This window comes from Streptomyces sp. NBC_00224, assembly GCF_041435195.1.
Classification (GTDB): Bacteria; Actinomycetota; Actinomycetes; order Streptomycetales; family Streptomycetaceae; genus Streptomyces.
The window spans coordinates 7,259,148-7,279,688 of the sequence record NZ_CP108106.1; the positions used below are offsets into that span (position 1 = coordinate 7,259,148).

The window sequence follows — 20,541 nt, forward strand, 5'->3', positions numbered from 1 at the left end:
CATGACGAGACTCCGCGGCCCCCACCGCGCCCCCCACACGACTTCCCGCGGCTCCCGCCGTATCTCCCGCCGGGCTCCCCGCCTGCTCACGGCCGTCCTGGCCGCCGCGTTCACGGCGGGCGGGATCGGCGCCGCCACCGGACCCGCCACGGCCGCCCAGCACCGGGCCGCCCAGCACCGGCCGGCGCAGCGGTCCGACGACCAGGCCACGGACTGGTCGGTCGCCCTGACCAAGTCGACGACGGCCCGCTTCACCCCGTCGTCGATCGGCGGCTGGTCGTACCCGGTCGGGCTCTACCTCTTCGGCCAGTACCAGGTCTACCAGCGCACCCACGACCCCAAGCTGCTCACCTACATCAGGAGTTACGTCGACCGGTTCGTGGACGGCTCGGGCGGGATCGGCCAGAGCTTCAACAACCTCGACAGCATGCAGGCGGGCCGGCTGCTCGTGATCCTCCACCACGAGACCGGGCAGGACCGCTACCGGATCGCCGCCAAGAAGATCCGCGACCGGCTGAACACCTACCCGCGCACCGCCGACGGCGGCTTCTGGCACGCCGACAACAGCAGCCGCGCCCATCAGCTGTGGGCGGACGGGGTGTACATGGTCAACCCGTTCCTGGTCGAGTACGGCAAGGAGTTCGGCGACTCCACGTATGCCAACGACGAGGCGGCCAAGCAACTCGCCGTCTACGGAAGCCACTTGCAGGTTTCCAACGGCCTGCTGAAGCACGCGTACGACGAGTCGCGCACCGCGGGCTGGGCCGACAAGTCCACCGGGCTCGCCCCCGAGCACTGGTGCCGCGCCATCGGCTGGTACTCGATGGCGATTGTCAACGTCCTGGACGCGATACCCGCCGGGCACCCCCGGCGCGCTGAGCTCCTGACGTATCTGCGGGGCCTCGCGGGCGGTCTTGAGCGCTACCAGGACCCGAAGACCGGCCGCTGGTTCCAGGTCGTCGACAAGGGAGCCAAGGCCGACAACTGGACCGAGACGTCCTGCTCCAGCATGTTCACCTACGCGCTGGACCGCGCGGTCCAGCAGGGCTACATCGACCCGCACTACGAGACGGTCGCCCAGCGCGGCTACCGGGGCGTCCTCGCAAGGATCTCGCTCGGCGCGGACGGCCGGACCAACCTCACCGACATCTCCATCGGCACCAACGTCGGTGACTACGCCTACTACATCGCACGCACCCGGGCCACCAACGACTTCCACGGCCTCGGCGCCTTCCTGATCATGAACGAGCAACTGGAGGAGGACAGGTGAAGAGATGCTCCGCGCTGCTCGGCCTCGTCGTGGCCGCGTTGCTCGCGCTCGTCCAGCCCACCGCCCTCGCGGCGCCGTCGACGTCGCTCCCTCAACTGGCAGCAAACGCCGCCGAGTTCAACGTGAAGAACTACGGCGCCAAGGGCGACGGGTCCGCCAATGACAGCCCGGCCGTCGACAAGGCGATCACGGCGGCCAACGCGGCCGGCGGCGGCACCGTGCGGTTCCCCTCCGGCACGTACAAGTCGCAGAACACGATCCATCTGAAGTCCGACGTCACCCTGCAACTCGACTCCGGGGCGACGCTCAAGGGGTCGAGCGCGGGCAAGTACGACCCGCCCGAGTCCAACCCGTACGACAAGTACCAGGACTACGGCCACAGCCACTTCCACAACGCCATGATCTACGGCGACCGGCTCACCAACATCGGCTTCACCGGGGCCGGGGTCATCGACGGCGGCGGCAACCTCATCACCGGCAACCCCAAGTCCGGCCAGGCCGACAAGATCATCTCGCTGACGCGGTGCGACGGGCTGACCCTGGGCGGCGGCATCACCCTGCGGCGCGGCGGCCACTTCGCCGCCCTGATCAACGGCTGCTCACACGTCACCTCGGACCGGCTGCACATCGACACGGCGAGCGACCGCGACGGCTGGAACATCATCAGCACCACTCATGTGACGATCACCCACGCCGACATCGCCGCCAACGACGACGCCCTGGTCTTCAAGAGCGACTACGCGCTCGGCGCCAAGCTGCCCAACGGCCATGTCACCGTCCACGACAGCAAGTTGTCCGCGAAGTGCTGCAACGCGCTGATGTTCGGCTCGGAGACCTGCGGCGACTTCACCGACTACCAGTTCCAGGCGATCACCATCAACGGCGCCGACAAGTCGGGCCTCGGCATGGTGTCGATGGACGGCGCCGACATCAGCGACGTCCACTACCGCGACATCACCATGACCGACGTGCACTCGCCGATCATGCTGAAGATCGGTACCCGTAAACGCTGCGGCGACAACCCCGGCGTGGGGCACATCGCCAACGTCACGTACGACAACATCACGGCGACCGGCAGCAGCCCCTCCTTCAGCCCGACCCTGTGGGGCGAGTCGGGTGCGAACCACATCAACGGTGTGACGTTCACCCACGTCGACATCACCGTCCCCGGCGGCAACGGCACCATGTCGACCGGAGTGCCGAGCAACACCTCCACGGACTACAACCCGAAAAGCATCGGCACCCGCCCCGCCTACGGCTGGTATCTGCACAACGCCGACAACGTGTCCTTCACCGACAGCTCGGTGCGGTTCGCCGCCAATGACGGGCGCCCCGCGGTCATCGCCAACGGCGGCGGCCCGGTGAGGTTCATCCGGTTCACCGCGCGGCGCGGCAGCGGCAGCCCGCACGACCTGGGCTTCCAGAACGTCGGCGGCTACTGCGTCGCCGACAGCGCGAACACCTCCGGCGGCGCCCTGCGGGTCGCCAACTCCGGCTCCACCCCCTCGTGCACACCCACCGCGCCCCGCGCCGGGGCGGCCCACCTCGACAACCCGCGCCAGGACTTCCTGCGCGCCTCGACCTCCGGGCTGTTCCTGCACTGGGGCGAGCGGACCGCGCCCGCTCACACCAGCTGCTCGGCCTGGGAGTCGGACGCCACCGGCGGCGGCTGGACCCCCGACTACTGGGTGAGGGAGGCGCAGAAGCTGCACGCGCAGTATCTGGTCCTCGCCACCTTCCACAGCCGTCTCGGATATGCCCGCCCCTGGCCGTCGAAGATCCCGGGCAGCTGCTCGACCAGGCGGGACTTCCTGGGCGAGCTGATCGCGGCCGCCAAGGCCAAGGGCCTGAAGACCATCCTCTATATGACCGACGACCCCCAGTGGCACAACGAGGGCGGCCATGAGTGGCTGGACTCCGCCGCCTACTCCTCGTACAAGGGCAGCTCTGTCGACCTGACCACCCGCGACGGGTTCGGGCAGTTCAGCTACGACAACTTCTTCGAGGTCATGGACCGCTACCCCGACCTGGGCGGCTTCTGGATCGACAACGACAACGCCTACTGGGAGAGCCACCAGTTGTATGCCCAGATCCAGCAGAAACGCCCCTCCTTCACGCTCAGCAACAACAACGAAGACACGCCGATCATGGATATGATCAGCAATGAGCAGAAGACCGGGATGAGTCCCTCCTACGACTATCCGCAGGCGGTCTACACGGCGCAGCCGAGGCTCACCGAAGCCGACTTCAAACTGCCGTCCACCGGCGCCTGGTGGTACGACGGAACGAATCCGGGCGTCGACAAGAAACTCACCCTGGGACGGCTCGTCACCAACGCCGGGTCGTCGGTGAAAGCCCTCATGGCGGAAACGGCCCAGGTGAACGGGAAGTTCCCGTCCAACCAGGCCTCCTTCAACGACTTCGCCAACGGCTATCTGAGCTCCGTCTGGGAGTCGCTGCACGGTGTCGAGGGCGGCGGCTATCTGTACGGCGGGCTCAAGCCCGGGTTCTGGAACGACGGCGCCCACGGCGTCACCACCATCAGCAAGACCGACCCCGACCGGCAGTACGTCCACGTCATCACCCCGCCCAGCACCCCGACCCTCAAGCTGCGCGACAACGGCTACCGGGTGACCGGGGTGACCAACCTCCGCACCGGCGCGGCGATCCCGTACAGCCAGTCCGGTGGCACGCTCACCCTCAGTGGCCTGGGCGGCTGGGACCCGTACGACACCGTCTTCAAGGTCACCACGGCCGGGCGCACCGGGATCATCCCGGCCGACACCTACACCGTGACCGCCAGTGCCTCGGCGAGCGGACACGGGGCGGCGGCCGCGGCCGACGGCAGTTATCTGACGTACTGGGACAACAACAAGACCCTCCCGGTGCGGCTCGACCACGACCTCGGCTCGGCCAGGAAGGTCCAGTACCTGGGCGTCAACCAGCGTGAGGACTCGGTGGGTTACGCCCGCTCCGACACCGAGCAGTCGGCGCGCATCAAGGGCTACAAGGTGTACGTCAGCGCGGACGGGAGCAACTGGGGGAGCCCGGTGAAGTCCGGCACGCTGCCCAGCGCGCGGGGCGTCGCGATCATCGACATCCCGGCGGCCACGACCCGCCACGTCCGCCTCGAAGTGACCAGCACCTACGCCGCCTCCTCCGACACCACCCGCTACAAGCGCCTGCGCATCGACGAGACGTGGCTGGGCTCGGCGTACGCGAGCACCGCCACGGCGAGCCCGGGCACCGGCCGGGGCTGATCCCGGGCGCTCCCACCGCAAATCACCCAACAGGTCGACAGGAAAAGGAAGTTGGGCCCCCGTGAGCCATTGACATCAAGCCCTTCAGGCACTGCTATGCAGTGTTGGTTAGGAAGCTTTCCTAACTCCCCCCTCGGAAGGAACCCCCCATGCACGTTGCCGCTCCCCGACGCCGCGCCGCCGCGGTCGCCGCCGGCCTCAGCTGTCTCGTCCTGCCCCTGGTCGCGTCCGTGCCCAAGGCCGCCGCGTCCGCGTCCCCGCCGCTCGCCGCGGGCACCATGGCCGCCGCCCCCTACGAGTACCTGGGCTGGGGCAGCCCGCAGAAGCCCACCGACGTCATGGCCGCCACCGGCGTCAAGTGGTTCACGCTCGCGTTCGTGCTCTCCGACGGCGGTTGCAACCCGAAGTGGGACGGGTCGCGGGCGCTCACCGGCGGCTCGGACCAGTCCGCGATCAACGCCATCCGGGGTGCGGGCGGCGACGTCGTCGTCTCCGTCGGCGGCTGGAGCGGCAACAAGCTCGGTGAGAAGTGCTCCAGCGCCTCCGCGCTGGCCGGTGCCTACCAGAAGGTGATCAATGCGTACCACCTGAAGGCGCTGGACATCGACATCGAGAACACCGAGTTCTCCAACGGGACCGTACGCAAGCGGGTCGTCGACGCGCTGAAGATCGTCAAGACGAACAACCCCGGAATCGTCACCTACGTGACGATGGGGACCACGCCGGGCGGGCCGGACGCCAACGGCAAGGACCTCATCAAGAAGGGCGCCGCGGCAGGGCTCGCCAACGACGGCTGGGTGATCATGCCGTTCGACTTCGGCGGCCACAGCGGCTCCATGGGCTCGGCGACCGTGAGTGCCCTCGAAGGGCTGAAGGCCGCGGTGAAGAGCGCGTACGGCTACGGCGACGACACCGCGTACCGGCACATCGGCGTGTCCTCCATGAACGGCAAGACCGACGAGGCCGGCGAGACCGTCACCACCGGCGACTTCCAGACCATCCTCGGCTACGCCAAGCAGCACCACATCGCGCGGTACTCCTTCTGGTCGGTCAACCGGGACCGGCAGTGCGGCTCGGGTGGCAGCGGCGACGCGTGCAGCGGGATCTCCCAGGCGCCCTACGCCTTCACCAAGATCGTCGTCCAGTACACGGGCTGAGGGAGTGACGATGAAACAGCAGCAGTCCCTACGGCGTCGCGGCGCCGCGGCCGGTGCCCTCGCGGCCGTCGTGGGCCTTCTGGCCACCGCGCTCGCCACCACCCAGCCGGCCGCCGCGGCGAACACGGCGGACGGTCCGGCCGTCCCGTTCGGCAGCCGCCAATTCCCGTACGCCAAAGGCACCTTGAAGCCGAGCGGGTCGCAGGCGGCGGTCGACCAGCAGGTCGTCACCACGTACCGGGCGTGGAAGGCCGCGTTCGTGAAGCACAACTGCGGCAACGGCTGGTACCAGGTGCTCTCGCCAGACGCCGACCACCCGTACGTGGCCGAGGGGCAGGGGTACGGCATGGTCGTCACCGCCCTCATGGCGGGGGCGGACGCCGACGCGAAGAAGACCTTCGACGGTCTGGTCAAGTACACCCTGGCCCACCCCTCGGTGAACAACTCCGCACTGCTCGCCGCCGAGCAGGACTCCTCCTGCAAGAGCGTCGACGGCTCCGACTCGGCCACCGACGGCGATCTCGACGTGGCGTACGGACTGCTGCTCGCCGACAAGCAGTGGGGGAGCACCGGCACGTACAACTACAAGGACCTGGCGGTGAAGCACATCGCCGCCATCAAGAAGAGCGAGGTCAACGCCACCACCCACCTCATGCTGCTCGGTGACTGGTCCGGGTCCGACGAGTCCCACCACTGGATCACCCGGTCCTCGGACTGGCTGATCGACCACTTCCGGGCGTTCCGGACCGCCACCGGCGACAGCGCCTGGGACACGATCCGCACCGCGCACCAAAGCCTGATCACCTCGCAGCAGTCCAAGTACGCCGCCTCCACAGGGCTGCTGGCCGACTTCGTCGTCAGCACCAACGGCACGCCCAAGCCCGCGCCGGGCAAGGTGCTCGAAGGCTCCCACGACGGCGACTTCGGCTGGAACGCCTGCCGCGACCCGTGGCGGATCGCCACGGACGCGGTGACCAGCGGGGACGCCGCCTCGCTCGCCTCCGCGCGCAAGCTCAACGGCTGGATCAAGTCCAAGGCCGGCGGCGACCCGAACAAGATCGTCACGGGCTACCACCTCAACGGCTCGGCCTACGAGAGCGGCAAGGACATGGCGTTCACCGCTCCCTTCGTCGTCGCCGCGCTCACCGACCCCGGCTCGCAGGCCTGGCTCGACGCGCTCTGGGGCAAGCTCGCCGCCACCCCGGTGGACCCGAAGCTCTACTACGGCGCCAGTGTCCAGCTCCAGTCCATGATCGTCGCATCCGGCAACTACTGGGTGCCGTAACGATGTTGAAGGAGGATCAGATGCGTCTCGCACAACCCCCACGACCTGCGAGAAGCCTTGCGAGGAAGACCGCCGCGAGCGCCGTGCTGCTGCTCTGCGCGGGTCTGGTGCAGACGGTGCCGCAGTCCGCGTCCGCCGCCCCCACGCGCTATGAGGCGGAGAAGGGCACCTACTCGGCGGGCTCCACCGTCGACACCAACCACACCGGCTATTCGGGCACCGGGTTCGTCAACTCCAACAACGCGGTGGGCGCATACGTCGAGTTCACCGTCGACGCGGCAGCCGCGGGCAACGCGACGGTGGGCATCCGCTACTCCAACGGCACCACCGCCAACCGTCCCGCCGACGTCCTGGTCAACGGCACGGCCGTCTCCACCGCACGCGCCTTCGGCGCCACCACCGACTGGGACTCCTGGGCCACCTCCACCCTCACCGCACCGGTCAAGGCCGGCAGCAACAAGATCCGGCTCAGCTCCACCACCGCGACGGGGCTCGCCAACATCGACTACGTCGACTTCGCGGCCTCCGGCGGCGACGGCCAGGCACCCACCGCGCCCGGCGCACCCAGCTGCTCGGCCATCACCGAGGACTCGCTCACCCTGAGCTGGGGCGCCTCAAGCGACAACGTGGGCGTCGCGATGTACGACGTCTACGAGCACGGCAACAAGATCGGCGAGGTGGCGGGCAACCTCACGTCCGACTCCCTGACGGGCCTGAGCCCCAACACCCCCTACAACCTCACGGTGTTCGCCCGGGACGCGGCCGGAAACGTCTCCCCGGCCAGCGCCGCCGCCGACTGCACCACCCGGCCCAGCACCGACACCACCCCGCCGACCAAGCCGGGCACGCTCACCTCGTCCAACGTCACCGCCAACAGCGCGGACCTGAAGTGGGGCGCCTCCACCGACGACAAGGGCGTCACCGCGTACGAGGTGCGCAGCGGCACCAGCGTCTACCAGACCGTCTCCGGCAAACCGCCCGCCACCAGCACCACCGTGACCGGGCTCGCCTGCGACAGCCCGTACACGCTCACCGTGGTCGCCAAGGACGCGGGCGGCAACACCTCGCAGGCCGGCAACGCGGTCACCTTCACCACCGGCGCCTGCCAGAGCGACGGCGGTGTCCCGTCCTCCGTCAACACTCTCTCCAGCGGCTGGACGATCCCGTGGGGCACCTTCTGGATGCCGGACGGATCGAGCGCGCTGGTCACCGAGCGGGACAGCTTCAAGGTCTTCAAAATGACCCCCGGCGGCACCAGGACGCAGGTCGGAACCGTACCGAACTCGGTCACCACCAGCGGTGAGGGCGGTCTGATGGGCGTCGCGGTCGACCCGAAGTGGGCGACGAACCACTACGTGTACTTCATGCACAGCGCCTCCGAGGGCAACCGGGTGGTGCGCATGACGTACGACGGCGGTTCGCTCGGCAACTACACCGTCCTGCTCCAGGGGATCAAGAAGAGCAAGTACCACAACGGCGGACGGCTCGCCTTCGGCCCGGACGGGTATCTGTACGCCTCGACCGGTGAGGCCCAGACCCCCGACCTCGCCCAGGACAAGAGCTCGCTCAACGGCAAGATCCTGCGTATGACCACCGACGGCAAGCCGGCCCCCGGCAACCCGTTCGGCACCTACGTCTACAGCTACGGCCACCGCAACCCGCAGGGCCTGGCGTTCGACCGCAACGGGAGGCTGTGGGAGGCCGAGTTCGGCAACAGCTCCAAGGACGAGCTCAACCTCATCAAGCCGGGCGGCAACTACGGCTGGCCGATCTGCGAGGGCTCCTGCTCCACGGCCGGGATGACCAACCCGAAGGCGTCCTGGCCCGTCGCACAGGCTTCGCCCAGCGGCATCGCCATCGTCCGCAACGTCATCTACATGGCGGCGCTCAAGGGCGAGCGGCTGTGGCGCGTCCCGATCAACGGCGACACCGAGACCGTGGGCACACCGACCGCGTACTACGTCGGCTCCTACGGACGGCTGCGCACCGTCACCAAGGTGCCCGGCGAGGACGCGCTGTGGCTGTCGACCACCAACTGCGACAACAACGGCAACGCGCCCGACGGCTCGGACAAGGTGTTCAAGGTGCTGATCAAGTGACGGGGGCAAGAAGTGAGTTGACCCACTAGCGGGGAGTGGCGCGCCCTGTACCGCGACGGCTCAGCGGTACAAGGCGTCCACCTCCACCGTGTAGGCCTCCTCGATGGCCCGCCGCTTGAGCTTCAGCGACGGGGTGAGCAGACCGTGCTCCTCGGTGAACTGATGGGCGAGGATCCGGAAGGTACGGATCTGCTCGGCTTGGGAGACCAGGGTGTTGGCGGCGACCACCGCGCGCCGCACCTCGGTCTCCAGGTCGGGGTCGCGCACGAGCTCGGACGCGGTCATCGACGGTTTGTTGCGCATCGCCAGCCAGTGGTCCACGCCCTCCTGGTCGAGGGTGACCAGGGCCGCGATGTACGGGCGGTCGTTGCCGACGACGATGGCCTGGGCCACCAGCGGGTGCGCCCTGACCCGTTCCTCCAGGGCCACCGGCGAGACGCTCTTGCCGCCGGAGGTCACCAGGATCTCCTTCTTGCGGCCGGTGATGGTCAGATAGCCGTCCTCGTCGAGGGCGCCGATGTCACCGGTGGCCAGCCAGCCGTCCTTGAGCACCTTCTCGGTCGCCTTGGGCTCGTTGAGGTAGCCGGAGAAGATCTGGCCGCCGTGCAGCCACACCTCGCCGTCCTCCGCGATGTGCACGGTGGTGCCCGGCACCGGTTGGCCGACCGTGCCGAACCGGGTGCGCTCGGGCGGGTTGGCGGTGGCGGCGGCCGTGGACTCGGTCAGTCCGTACCCCTCGTAGATCGTCACGCCCGCGCCGGCGAAGAACAGCGCCAGCCGGCGGCCCATGCTGGAACCGCCGGACATGGCGTGCCGCACCCGCCCGCCCATCGCCTCGCGGACCTTGCCGTACACGACCTTCTCGAAGAACTGGTGCTGCATCCGCAGCGCCGTCGACGGCCCGGGCCCCAGGCCGAAGGCCTTCTGCTCCATCGCCTCCGCGTACTTCACCGCGATCTCCACGGCCTTGTCGAAGGGGCCGGTCCTGCCGTCCGCCTCGGCGCGCCGGCGGGCGGCGTTGAAGACCTTCTCGAAGATGTACGGGACCGCCAGGATGAAGGTGGGCCTGAGCGACTGCAGGTCGGGCAGGAGCGCGGAGGCGGAGAGCGCGGGCTGGTGGCCGAGCTTCACCCGGCCCCGGACCGCGGCGACCTCCACCATCCGGCCGAAGACGTGCGCCAGCGGCAGGAAGAGCAGGGTCGACGCCTCGTCGCCGGGGCGCGAGTGGAACACCGGCTCCCAGCGGGCGACCATGGTGTCCGCCTCGAACATGAAGTTGGCGTGGGTGATCACACAGCCCTTGGGGCGGCCGGTCGTGCCGGAGGTGTAGATGACGGTCGCGGTGGACTCGGGGGTGACCGCGCGCCGGTGCCGGTGCACCACGTCGTCGTCGATCTGCTCGCCCGCCGCGAGGAGCTCGGCCAGCGCCCCCGCGTCGAGTTGCCACAGCCGTTTGAGGTGCGGAAGGCGGTCCACGACCGAGCCGATGGTCATGGCGTGGTCCTCGTGCTCGACCACGCACGCGGTGACCTCGGAGTCGTGCAGCATCCAGAAGACCTGCTCGGCGGAGGAGGTCGGGTAGATGGGCACCGACTGGGCGCCGATGGACCACAGCGCGAAGTCGAAGAGCGTCCACTCGTAGCGGGTACGGGACATGATCGCGACCCGGTCGCCGAACCGGACACCGTCCGCGATCAGCCCCTTGGCGAGCGCCAGCACCTCGTCGCGAAAGCGTGCCGAGGTCACGTCCTGCCACTGGCCCGCCGCGTCCTTGCGGGCCAGCGCGACCCGGTGGGGATCGTCGAGGGCATGGTCGAACACGACGTCCGCCAGCCCGCCGACGTAAGGCGCCGTCGCCATGGGTGGGACAGTGAACTCGCGCAATACCTTGCTCCTTGTGGCGCTCCGCACAGCGCCGGTGACGGTACCCCACCCGGGGTCCCGACGGGAGGGGCGTCAAGGAATAGGGTCAAGTGCGACCGTGATCGCCATCACCACAGGTCAGCACCGTGGGCGCGGCTGCGCCTGGCCCGCCCGGCCCGCATTCTGACCCTGGAGTCAGATGCGGGCGGTTTTTTCTCCACGGAATCTGTACGACCTGGTCACGCCCGCTCTACGGGGACCGCGTCGTTGGTACGGACCTGGGCGGGTGTGGCCGCCGGCGTCCGTACCAGCGCGAACACGGCGAGCCCGGCCACCACGGCGAGCGCCCCGGCCGCGACCGCGGCTCCGTTCAGACCCGAGGCGAACGCGGTGTGCAGCGCCTCGTCGGGGACCCGGCCGCGCAGCGAACCCGCCGCGCCGCCCGCGAGCGCCCGGGCCTGTGGCGTGCTGTGCAGCGAGTCGGCCATCCGGGAGGTGGCGAGGGTGCCGAACACCGCGATGCTCACCGCGTAGCCGAGCTGGCGCATGGTGTTCATCGCGCCCGTCGCCATGCCGCTGCTGCGCTGCGGCACCGAGGCGAGCGCCGCCGAGGCGAGCGCCGGGCTGACCAGGCCCACGCCGATGCCGGTCACCACGAGCCCGGCCACCAGCGACGTCCAGTCGGAGCCCGCGTCGAGCAGTGACTGGCCGAACAGTCCGGCGGCGATGAGCAGCAGCCCGAGGCAGATCAGCAGCCGCTGCGAGACGCCGTGCAGGAACCGGCCGCCCAGCGCCGAGGTCACGAACGACGCGAGCGCCAGCGGCACGAGCGCCAGACCGCCGGTCACCGGGCTCATGTCCTGAAGGGTCTGGAGCCAGATCGAGGTGTACGGGAGCACCCCGAAGGCGGCCGAGTTCAGGGCCAGCGCCGCCACCAGGACGCCGACGAACGCCGGGCGCCGCAGCAGCGAAAGGTCCATCAGCGGCCGCTCGGTGCGGCTCTCCACCACGACGAAGACCAGCAGCGCGGCCGCCGAGGCGGCGAAGGAGAGCAGGGTGCGGGAGGCGCCCCAGCCGTCGGTGCCCGCGTTCACCGCCCCGTAGGTGAGGGCTGCGGCGAAGAGCGCGAACAGGGCCGTGCCCGCCCAGTCGGTGCGGCCGGCCGCCGGGTTCTTGGACTCCGGGATCACCCGGACCGTCAGCCACACCGCGGCCGCGCTCACCGGCAGGTTGACGAAGAATATCCAGCGCCAGCCGAAGCCCTCGGTGAGCAGCCCGCCCAGGATCGGGCCGAGGGCGGCGGCCGCCCCGTTGACCGCGCCCCACACGCCGAGCGCCACCGAGCGGTCGCGGCCCTGGTAGGCGGCGCCGAGCAGTGGCAGCGTGGTGGCGAACATCGCGGCGGCGCCGATCCCCTGGAGCGCGCGCATCGCGATCAGCGTCCCCGCGTCACCCGCCAGACCGCAGGCGAGCGAGGCGCCCGCGAAGAGCACCGTGCCCGCCGCGTAGAACTTCCGGCGCCCGGCCGCGTCGGCGCCCGCGCCCGCGCCGAGCAGCAGCGCGGCCAGCGCCAGCGCGTACACGTCGATCACCCACTGCAGGCTCGACAGCGAGGCGTCCAGCGAACCGGCCATGTCCGGCAGGGCCACCGTCACGATGGTCACGTCCAGCAGAAGCATGAACGTTCCCAGACACACGGCGACCAACGGCCCCCACTTGCGCATTGAAATTCCTCCGACGTTGTTCGTTCGACGTCCCGTACGATCGGTCGCGGCCGGACCGAAGTTCCACCCAGTCCGTCCCGCACGCAGGAATCCGACATCTGAAGGGCTCAGGCCGATGGATTCACCCGAGTTCGACGAGCTGGACCAGCGGCTGGTGAGCGCGCTCGTCCTGGACGGCCGGGCCCCCTTCAGCCGGATCGCCGCCGTGCTCGGCGTCTCCGACCAGACCGTCGCCCGCCGCTACCGCAGGCTGTACACGGAGGGCGAGCTGCGGGTCGTCGGGGTCCGCGACACCGAACGGCTCGGCCACACCCGCTGGATGCTGCGGCTGCGCTGCACCCCCGACGCGTCCGTCTCCATCGCCACGGCGCTGGCACGGCGGCCCGACACCGCCTGGATCGGGCTGACCTCGGGCGGCACCGAGGTGGTCTGCACGACCGCGTCGCGCCGGCCCGAGGACCACGAGGCGCTGCTGCTCGGCAAGCTGCCGCGCACCCCGAGCATCGTGGAGATCGGCGCCCACCAGCTGCTCCACCGCTTCTTCGGCGGCCCGCTCGGCTGGTTCGCCAAGGACTCGGCGCTCACCGCCGAGGAGCGGGCCGCGCTGCTGCCCGAGCCGGTGGAGCCCTCAGCGGGCCCGGTCCGGCTCGACGAGGAGGACGAGGCCCTGATGGCCGCGCTCGCGCGCAACGGCCGGGCGGGCTACCCCGAGCTCCAGAAGGCCACCGGACGCTCGGAGTCCGCCGTCAAACGGCGCCTGGACCAGCTGCTGCGCTCCGGAGCCCTGTTCATCGACGTCGAGTTCGACACGACCCGGTTCGGCTTCCGGACCAGGGCGCTGCTGTGGATCACGGTGGCGCCCTCGGCGCTGGCCGCCGTGGGCGCGGCCCTCGCCTCCCACGCGGAGGTCGCCTTCGCCGGTGCCACCTCGGGCCCGGCCAACCTCGTCGCCGTCGTCATCTGCCGCGACCCGGCCGGGCTCTACACGTACCTCAGCGAGAAGCTCGGCACGCTGGAAGGCGTCCGGCACGTCGAGACCGCGCCCTTACTGCGACAGGTCAAGCGGCTGACGTACGAGGGCTGAGAGCCTGTCTTTGAACCCCCGTCTGCGCCCCGACGCCCTCCGGGCGGACGACGGGGGTTCAAAGACAGGCTCTCAGGCCGCTCGCCAGGATCGCCGCCGCCAGCGCGTCCGCCGCCTCCTGCGCCGAGGGGCGGCGCCCGCCGTGCAGCAGGACGAAGTCCACCGGCCCGAGCTCGGGCAGCCCCGACCTCGGCGGCAGCGGTACGAGCCCCGGCGGGATCAGACCGCGGGTGTGCGCCATCACGCCGAGCCCCGCCCGGGCCGCCGCGACCAGCCCGCTCAGGCTGCCGCTGGTGCAGGCGATCCGCCACGGCCGCCCGTGCTCCTCCAGGACATCGAGCGCCCGGGCCCGGGTGATGCCGGGCGGCGGGAAGAGGATCAGCGGCACCGGCCGGTCGGGGTCCAGGCGCAGCCCCGGCGCGCCGATCCAGCAGAGGGTGTCCTGCCAGACCCGCTCGCCGTGGGTGTCGCCGGGGCGCCGCTTGGCGAGCACCAGGTCCAGTCGGCCCGCCTCAAGGCGGCGGTGCAGGGTGCCGGAGAGCTCGACCGTCAGCTCCAGGTCGACCTCGGGATGGTCGCGGCGGAAGGACTCCAGGACCTCCGGGAGCCGGGTGAGCACGAAGTCCTCGGAGGCGCCGAACCGCAGCCGCCCGCGCAGCCGGGTCCCGGTGAAGTAGGCGGCCGCCCGCTCGTGCGCGGCCAGGATCGTCCGGGCGAAGCCGAGCATCGCCTCGCCGTCCTCGGTGAGCCGGACGCTGTGCGTGTCGCGGCTGAACAGCGGCCGCCCGGTCGCCTCCTCCAGCCGCCGCACGTGCTGGCTGACGGTCGACTGCCGCAGGCCGAGGCGCCGCGCGGCCTGCGTGAAGCTGAGCGTCTGGGCGACGGCGAGGAAGGTCCGGAGCTGGTGCGGCTCGTACACGGCAACAGGTTATCGCGGAACGCGATGACAGTCAGAGTGGTGTACGGGATTCCCGATCGGCCGGGAGAGGTGAATGATCGGCAGGGCACGACCCGACCGCACACGGCGGGACACGCCGTACGACGCGAGTGCCCGTGAAGAGCCGAGAACAGCGCCGGGCAAGCCGAGCGAAGAGCCGAGTGGAGCCGATGAACCGCCGCACGCCCCAGCTGCCGTCCTGGCTGCCGATCGACCCGTTCATCATGACGCTGATCGGCACGGTGGCCCTGGCGGCGCTGTTCCCGGTCTCCGGCGGCGCCGCGCACGTGGCGAGCGGCGCGTCGACCGGGGCCGTCGCCCTGCTCTTCTTCCTGTACGGGGCCCGGCTCTCCACCCGGGAGGCGCTGGACGGCCTGCGCCACTGGCGGCTCCATGTGACGGTCCTGGCCTGTACGTTCGTGCTCTTCCCGCTGCTCGGGCTCGCCGCGCGCGGGCTGGTGCCGGTGGTGCTGACGCCGGACCTCTTCCACGGGCTGCTGTTCCTGTGCCTGGTCCCGTCGACCATCCAGTCCTCGATCGCCTTCACCTCGATCGCGCGCGGCAACGTGCCCGCCGCGATCTGCGCGGGCTCGTTCTCCAGCCTGGCGGGGATCTTCGTGACCCCGCTGCTCGCGGCGCTGCTGCTGGGCGGCAGCGCCGGAGGCGTCTCGCTGGACTCGGTCCTGAAGATCGCCGTCCAGCTCCTGGTCCCGTTCGCCTCCGGGCAGTTGCTGCGGCGCTGGGTGGGAGGATTCCTCGCCCGGCACAGGAAGGTGCTGAGCCTGGTGGACCGGGGCTCGATCCTGCTGGTCGTCTACACCGCGTTCAGCGAGGGCATGGTCCGGGGCATCTGGCACCAGGTGAGCCCGGCCCGCCTCGGCGCGCTGCTCGGGGTCGAGGCGGTGCTGCTCGCCGCGATGCTCGCGCTGAGCTGGTACGGGGCGAAGCGGCTCGGGTTCGGCCGGGGCGACCGGATCGCGATCCAGTTCGCCGGGTCCAAGAAGAGCCTCGCGGCCGGGCTGCCCATGGCCAGCGTCCTGTTCGGCGCCCAGGCGGCGCTTGCGGTGCTGCCGCTGATGCTCTTCCACCAGATGCAGCTGATGGTCTGCGCGGTGATCGCCAGACGGCGGGCCCGCGACCCGCTGGAGGAGGCGGAGCCCGGCCCGGTCTCCCGGGGCGCCGCACCGCCCGCCGTCCTCACGCGCCGCCGGTGACGAGCACCACCTTGCCCAAGTTGCGCCGCGAGTCGATCAGTTCATGGGCGCGGGCCGCTTCCTCCAGCGGCAGCTCGGCGTGGACGGCGGCGCGCAGCCTGCCGCCGCGGTGCAGCTCCCACAGCTCGTCGCGCCAGGCCGCGTACAGCTCCGGCTTGCCGCGGGCGATCAGCGCCATCTGGAAGGCGATCACCGACTTGCCGCCGACCAGCAGGTCGTAGACCTCGACCGTGCCGCCGCCGGAGCTGAACGCGACCAGCCGGCCGCCGGGCGCCAGCGCCTTCACCGCCGGGGCGAGCAGCTCGCCGCCGACGCCGTCGAGGATGACGTCGACCGGGTCGCCCCAGGACTCGTCGCCGTAGAGCACGACCTCGTCGGCGCCCATCTCCCGTACGAAATCGGCCTTCTCGGCCGAGCTCACGGCCGCGACCACCCGGCTCGCGCCGCCCGCCCGGGCCAGTTGGAGCGCGATCTGCCCGACCGCGCTCGCCGCCGCCGTCACCAGGACCGATTCGCCCGGCCGCGGCCGCGCCGACTCGTAGGCGCCCCGCGCCACCAGACCGCTGCGGACGAGCGCGACCGCCTCGACGGAGGAGGCGTGGTCGGGGATGCGGGAGGTCATGGCCTCGTGGAGGACGGCCAGTTCGGCGTACCCGTACGAGAAGCAGAGCCCGGTCACGCGGTCGCCCGGGGCGAAGGCGGTGACGCCCTCGCCGACCGCGACCACCGTGCCCGCGACCTCGCCGCCGAGCGGGAACGGCTCACTGCCCTCGCGCACCTTGCGTACGACGGGCAGGGTGACGCCGATGGCGTCGGTGCGGATCAGCAGTTCGCCGGGGCCGGGCGCGGGGGCCTCGACGTCCTCGGTGAACAGGACCTCGGGGCCGCCGTTGACCTCGAAGCGAACACGGCGCATGGAGTCTCCCGGTGTGGATGAATTCGTTGGTGGTCCCAACGAGTCTCACGATAGAACGGAAGTCGTTGGGAAGTCCAATGATTGTTTGGGTAAGGTCGACGACGTGACCGAACGCGCCGACTCCCTCCCCGCGCTCCAGCGCATCCAGGCCCTGCCCAGCTGGGTCCTCGGCCGGGCGGCCACCCGGGGCCGGGGCCTCGTGGCGGCGGCCATCGCACGCGAGGGCGCCAAGATGTGGCACCACGCCGTGCTGGCGGCCGTCTCCGAGTACGGGCCGCTGGCCCAGGCCGAGCTCGGCCGCCGGATCTCGCTCGACCCCAAGGACCTGGTCGGCGTCCTCAACGACCTCCAGGCCGACGGGTACGTCGTACGCGAGCCGGACCCGCGCGACCGCCGCAAGAACGCGGTCACGGTCACCCCGGACGGGGAGGCGATGCTGGCGCGCTGCGCGGCGGCGGCCGAGCGGGCCAACGGCGAACTCCTGGCACCGCTCGGCGCGGCCGAGCGCGAGCAGTTGATGGCGCTGCTCCGGCGGATCGGGGCGGAGGAGCCGGAGTAGGGCGAGGGCGTTAGGGCGCCCGGCCCGCTTCCCGGGCGGCGGGCGGGCGTGTCAGCCCTGGGCGGCCGGAGCTTCCAGAGCTATGCGGTGCTCGCCCGCGTACACGTTCATGGAGGCGCCCCGCAGGAAGCCGACCAGGGTCAGTCCCGTCTCGGCGGCCAGGTCCACGGCGAGCGACGAGGGCGCCGAGACGGCGGCGAGCAGCGGGATCCCGGCCATCACGGCCTTCTGGGCCAGCTCGAACGAGGCCCGCCCCGAGACGAGCAGCACCGCGCGCGACAGCGGAAGGCGACCGTCCTGCAAGGCCCGCCCCACCAGCTTGTCCACCGCGTTGTGCCGCCCCACGTCCTCCCGTACGTCCAGGAGCTCGCCCTCCTCCGAGAAGAGCGCGGCCGCGTGCAGACCCCCGGTCCGGTCGAAGACCCGCTGAGCGGCCCGCAGCCGGTCGGGGAGGCTCGCCAGCAGCTCGGGGGTGACCCGGACCGGGGGGGCGTCGGCGATCGGGAAGCGCGCCTGCGTACGGACGGCGTCCAGGCTGGCCTTGCCGCACAGGCCGCACGACGACGTGGTGTAGACGTTGCGCTCCAGCGTGATGTCGGGGACCTCGACGCCGGGGGAGAGCTTCACGTCCACCACGTTGTACGTGTTGACGCCGTCGGCGGTCGCCCCGGCGCAGTAGACGATCGACTGCACGTCGTCGGCCGCCGCGAGCACGCCCTCGCTGACCAGGAACCCGGCCGCCAGCGCGAAGTCGTCACCGGGGGTGCGCATGGTGATGGCCAGCGGCTTGCCGTTCAGCCGGATCTCCAGTGGCTCCTCGGCCACCAGAGTGTCCGGCCGGGCGGAGACGGCCCCGTCCCGGATGCGGATGACGCGGCGGCGCTCGGTGACCCGTCCCATCTCAATCCCGATTCTGTTCTGTACGTGCTGGAAGCCGAAGCGGCTTTGCTGCGGAGGTTGCCGTGGGGCACGGGTTGTCGTGCGGAGAGGTGACCCTGACGATCTCATTGTCCTGCACATGGAGGGTGAGGTCGCAGCCGGTGCCGCAATGCCCTCGGGCGGTCAAGGGAGCGGGTATTGGCGGGGGCACAGCGCCCGGGAGCTGACACAAGGCTCCAAAGGTGCGCCGGGAAGCCTGTTGGATCTCTTGCCCCCGTACCGGTCGGTAGCCACGAAGACTGGATGGCTCCTGATGTCCTACGAGGGGAAACCGCGGCATGACCGGCATGCGAGGTTCACGCGTCGTCGCGCTCGGGCACTATCAGCCCGCCAAGGTGCTCACCAACGACGAGCTCGCCGCCATGGTCGAGACCAGCGACGAGTGGATCAGCAGCCGGGTCGGCATCCGCACCCGCCACGTCGCCGGGCCCGACGAGCCCGTCGACGAGCTGGCCGCGCACGCCGGCGCCAAGGCGCTGGCCGCCGCCGGGCTGACCCCCGCCGACATCGACCTGGTCCTGGTCGCCACCTCCACCGCGATCGACCGCTCCCCGAACACCGCGGCCCGGGTGGCCGCGCGCCTCGGCATGGGCGCGCCCGCCGTCATGGACCTCAACGTCGTCTGCGCGGGCTTCACCCACGCCCTGGCCACCGCCGACCACGCCGTCCGGGCCGGCTCGTCCACCCGGGCCCTCGTCATCGGCGCCGACAAGATGACCGGGGTGGCGGACTGGACCGACCGCACCACGTGCGTCCTGGTCGGCGACGGCGCGGGCGCCGCCGTGGTGGAGGCCGCGGAGGAGGAGCTGATCGGCCCGGTCCTGTGGGGCTCGGTCCCCGAGATGGGCCATGCCGTACGGATCGAGGGCACCCCGCCCGTCTTCGCCCAGGAGGGCCAGGCCGTCTACCGCTGGGCCACCACCCAGCTGCCGCCGATCGCCCGCCGGGTGTGCGAGCGCGCCGGGGTCACCCCCGAGGAACTGGCCGCCGTCGTACTGCACCAGGCCAATCTCCGCATCATCGAACCGGTGGCCCGCAAGATCGGCGCGGTGAACGCGGTGATCGCCCGCGATGTGGTGGAGTCCGGCAACACCTCGGCCGCCAGCATCCCGATGGCCCTGTCCAAGCTGGTGGAACGCGGCGAGATCGGCACCGGCGACCCGGTCCTGCTCTTCGGCTTCGGCGGCAACCTCTCGTACGCGGGCCAGGTCATCCGCTGCCCGTGACGGGCCGGCGCCAGGGGTGCGGAACCGGCCGCGGGGGACGGGGCGCACTGGACTTCACGATCGGTGGACCGTAGACGGTAGCCAATAGCCAATCGAGCGTGACGATCGCGTCGCCGCGCGAGCGAACCGGCGACCGACCCTTGAGGGGGCCCGATGCTGTCCGCAGGACTGCCGCAAGGAACCGTGCCCAAGCTGGAGCGGCCGGGCCCGCTGCGCGAGCGGGTGTACGAGGCGCTCCTTGAACTCATCACCACGCGCGCGCTGCGGCCCGGCCAGCACCTGGTCGAGAGCGAACTGGCGGGGCACCTCGGGGTGTCGCGGCAGCCGGTGCGCGAGGCGCTGCAGCGCCTGAACACCGAGGGCTGGGTCGATCTGCGCCCCGCGCAGGGCGCGTTCGTCCACGAGCCCACCGAGGAGGAGGCCGACCACCTCCTCTCCGTCCGCACCCTCCTGGAGGCCGAGGCCGCCCGGCTGGCCGCCGCCAACTCCGGCTCGGCCGGGATCGCCGCCCTGGAAGCGCTGTGCGCCAAGGGCGAGCAGGCGGTCGCCGACGACGACGTGGACCTGGCGGTGGCGGCCGACGCGGAGTTCCACGCCAAGGTGATGGAGCTCGCCGGCAACCCGGTGCTCGCGGAACTCGCCGGCCAGGTGGACCGCCGGGTGCGCTGGTACTACACACCGGTGGCCCGCCGTCGCGGCAAGCAGTCCTGGGTGGAGCACCGCGAGCTCGTCGCGGCGATCTCCGCACGCGACGAGCGGGCCGCCACCTCGGTCATGCGGGCCCACACCGAGCACACTCGCGCCACTTACCACGAGCGGGTGCGGCAGGCGTAGGGCCTGACGCCGAGGTGCCCTCCGGGCCGGGACAAGTCCGGGCGTCCGCACGGGCTTTGTCCTCGGTGTGGGGAAAGTGGTCATCGATTCCTGACTAACTTCTTCCCACCCCGGACCGGCGCTGCTACGTTCCCCTCCAAAGCCACACGGCCGCGACGGCAGGGAGGGGCGCGT

The 20,541-nt window shown here is 70.9% G+C and carries 15 protein-coding genes and 1 pseudogene; 10 read left to right on the forward strand and 6 right to left on the reverse strand.

Annotated features, from left to right (window positions below; genetic code table 11):
- The first annotated feature begins 1 nt into the window (after nt 1).
- The 5 genes from OG965_RS32415 to OG965_RS32435 all read left to right on the forward strand — a co-directional run bounded on the left by OG965_RS32415 (nt 2) and on the right by OG965_RS32435 (nt 9,071).
- Nucleotides 2-1,270, forward strand: a complete 1,269-nt coding sequence (locus OG965_RS32415) for a glycoside hydrolase family 105 protein (RefSeq protein ID WP_371655606.1) — start codon at nt 2-4, stop codon at nt 1,268-1,270.
- A complete protein-coding gene (locus OG965_RS32420; RefSeq protein WP_371655607.1) occupies nt 1,267-4,530 on the forward strand; it encodes a glycosyl hydrolase family 28 protein in 3,264 nt (1,087 codons plus the stop codon). The genes OG965_RS32415 and OG965_RS32420 overlap by 4 nt, the downstream gene beginning before the upstream one ends.
- A 149-nt stretch (nt 4,531-4,679) precedes the next feature.
- Complete coding sequence (locus OG965_RS32425; protein ID WP_371655608.1) at nt 4,680-5,687, forward strand: chitinase; 1,008 nt, start codon at nt 4,680-4,682, stop codon at nt 5,685-5,687.
- A gap of 10 nt (nt 5,688-5,697) precedes the next feature.
- The gene (locus OG965_RS32430) at nt 5,698-6,972 is read left to right on the forward strand and encodes a glycosyl hydrolase family 8 (protein WP_371655609.1); all 1,275 of its coding nucleotides are present in this window, start codon (nt 5,698-5,700) and stop codon (nt 6,970-6,972) included.
- Between the two features lie 20 nt (nt 6,973-6,992).
- Complete coding sequence (locus tag OG965_RS32435; RefSeq protein ID WP_371655610.1) at nt 6,993-9,071, forward strand: PQQ-dependent sugar dehydrogenase; 2,079 nt, start codon at nt 6,993-6,995, stop codon at nt 9,069-9,071.
- Between the two features lie 60 nt (nt 9,072-9,131).
- On the opposite strand, the gene OG965_RS32440 is transcribed toward OG965_RS32435, so the two are convergent.
- Both OG965_RS32440 and OG965_RS32445 read right to left on the reverse strand, forming a co-directional pair.
- Complete coding sequence (locus OG965_RS32440) at nt 9,132-10,931, reverse strand: long-chain fatty acid--CoA ligase (RefSeq protein WP_371655611.1); 1,800 nt, start codon at nt 10,929-10,931, stop codon at nt 9,132-9,134.
- 242 nt (nt 10,932-11,173) lie between these two features.
- The gene (locus OG965_RS32445) at nt 11,174-12,658 is read right to left on the reverse strand and encodes an MFS transporter (protein ID WP_371655612.1); all 1,485 of its coding nucleotides are present in this window, start codon (nt 12,656-12,658) and stop codon (nt 11,174-11,176) included.
- Nucleotides 12,659-12,773: 115 nt separating this feature from the next.
- Between OG965_RS32445 and OG965_RS32450 the strand changes: the two genes are divergently transcribed.
- The gene (locus OG965_RS32450; protein WP_371655613.1) at nt 12,774-13,742 is read left to right on the forward strand and encodes an Lrp/AsnC family transcriptional regulator; all 969 of its coding nucleotides are present in this window, start codon (nt 12,774-12,776) and stop codon (nt 13,740-13,742) included.
- Nucleotides 13,743-13,800: 58 nt separating this feature from the next.
- Here the strand turns inward: OG965_RS32450 and OG965_RS32455 are convergent, their stop codons facing one another.
- Nucleotides 13,801-14,661 (reverse strand): LysR substrate-binding domain-containing protein, encoded by an 861-nt coding sequence (locus OG965_RS32455; protein ID WP_371655614.1) that lies wholly within the window; start codon nt 14,659-14,661, stop codon nt 13,801-13,803.
- Between the two features lie 188 nt (nt 14,662-14,849).
- Between OG965_RS32455 and OG965_RS32460 the strand changes: the two genes are divergently transcribed.
- Entirely contained in the window at nt 14,850-15,893 is a 1,044-nt protein-coding gene (locus OG965_RS32460) for a bile acid:sodium symporter family protein (RefSeq protein ID WP_371655615.1), read from the forward strand.
- Here OG965_RS32460 and OG965_RS32465 read toward each other — a convergent pair.
- Nucleotides 15,877-16,809, reverse strand: coding sequence for a zinc-binding alcohol dehydrogenase family protein (locus OG965_RS32465; RefSeq protein ID WP_371655616.1), 933 nt, complete (start codon nt 16,807-16,809; stop codon nt 15,877-15,879). The genes OG965_RS32460 and OG965_RS32465 overlap by 17 nt on opposite strands.
- A gap of 103 nt (nt 16,810-16,912) precedes the next feature.
- Between OG965_RS32465 and OG965_RS32470 the strand changes: the two genes are divergently transcribed.
- Nucleotides 16,913-17,368 carry a MarR family winged helix-turn-helix transcriptional regulator gene (locus OG965_RS32470; protein WP_371655617.1) on the forward strand — a complete coding sequence of 152 codons (456 nt, stop codon included), beginning with the start codon at nt 16,913-16,915 and terminating at the stop codon, nt 17,366-17,368.
- Nucleotides 17,369-17,419: 51 nt separating this feature from the next.
- On the opposite strand, the gene fdhD is transcribed toward OG965_RS32470, so the two are convergent.
- Together fdhD and OG965_RS32480 are read right to left on the reverse strand one after the other, a co-directional pair.
- Nucleotides 17,420-18,268 carry a formate dehydrogenase accessory sulfurtransferase FdhD gene (gene fdhD / locus OG965_RS32475; protein ID WP_371657117.1) on the reverse strand — a complete coding sequence of 283 codons (849 nt, stop codon included), beginning with the start codon at nt 18,266-18,268 and terminating at the stop codon, nt 17,420-17,422.
- A gap of 12 nt (nt 18,269-18,280) precedes the next feature.
- Nucleotides 18,281-18,416, reverse strand: a pseudogene (locus tag OG965_RS32480) (Fe-S-binding domain-containing protein); the annotation flags it as partial.
- A 178-nt stretch (nt 18,417-18,594) separates the two neighbouring features.
- Between OG965_RS32480 and OG965_RS32485 the strand changes: the two are divergent.
- Nucleotides 18,595-19,533, forward strand: coding sequence for a beta-ketoacyl-ACP synthase III (locus tag OG965_RS32485; RefSeq protein WP_371657118.1), 939 nt, complete (start codon nt 18,595-18,597; stop codon nt 19,531-19,533).
- A gap of 153 nt (nt 19,534-19,686) precedes the next feature.
- Nucleotides 19,687-20,367, forward strand: a complete 681-nt coding sequence (locus OG965_RS32490) for a GntR family transcriptional regulator (RefSeq protein ID WP_371655618.1) — start codon at nt 19,687-19,689, stop codon at nt 20,365-20,367.
- The last annotated feature ends 174 nt before the right edge of the window (nt 20,368-20,541 follow it).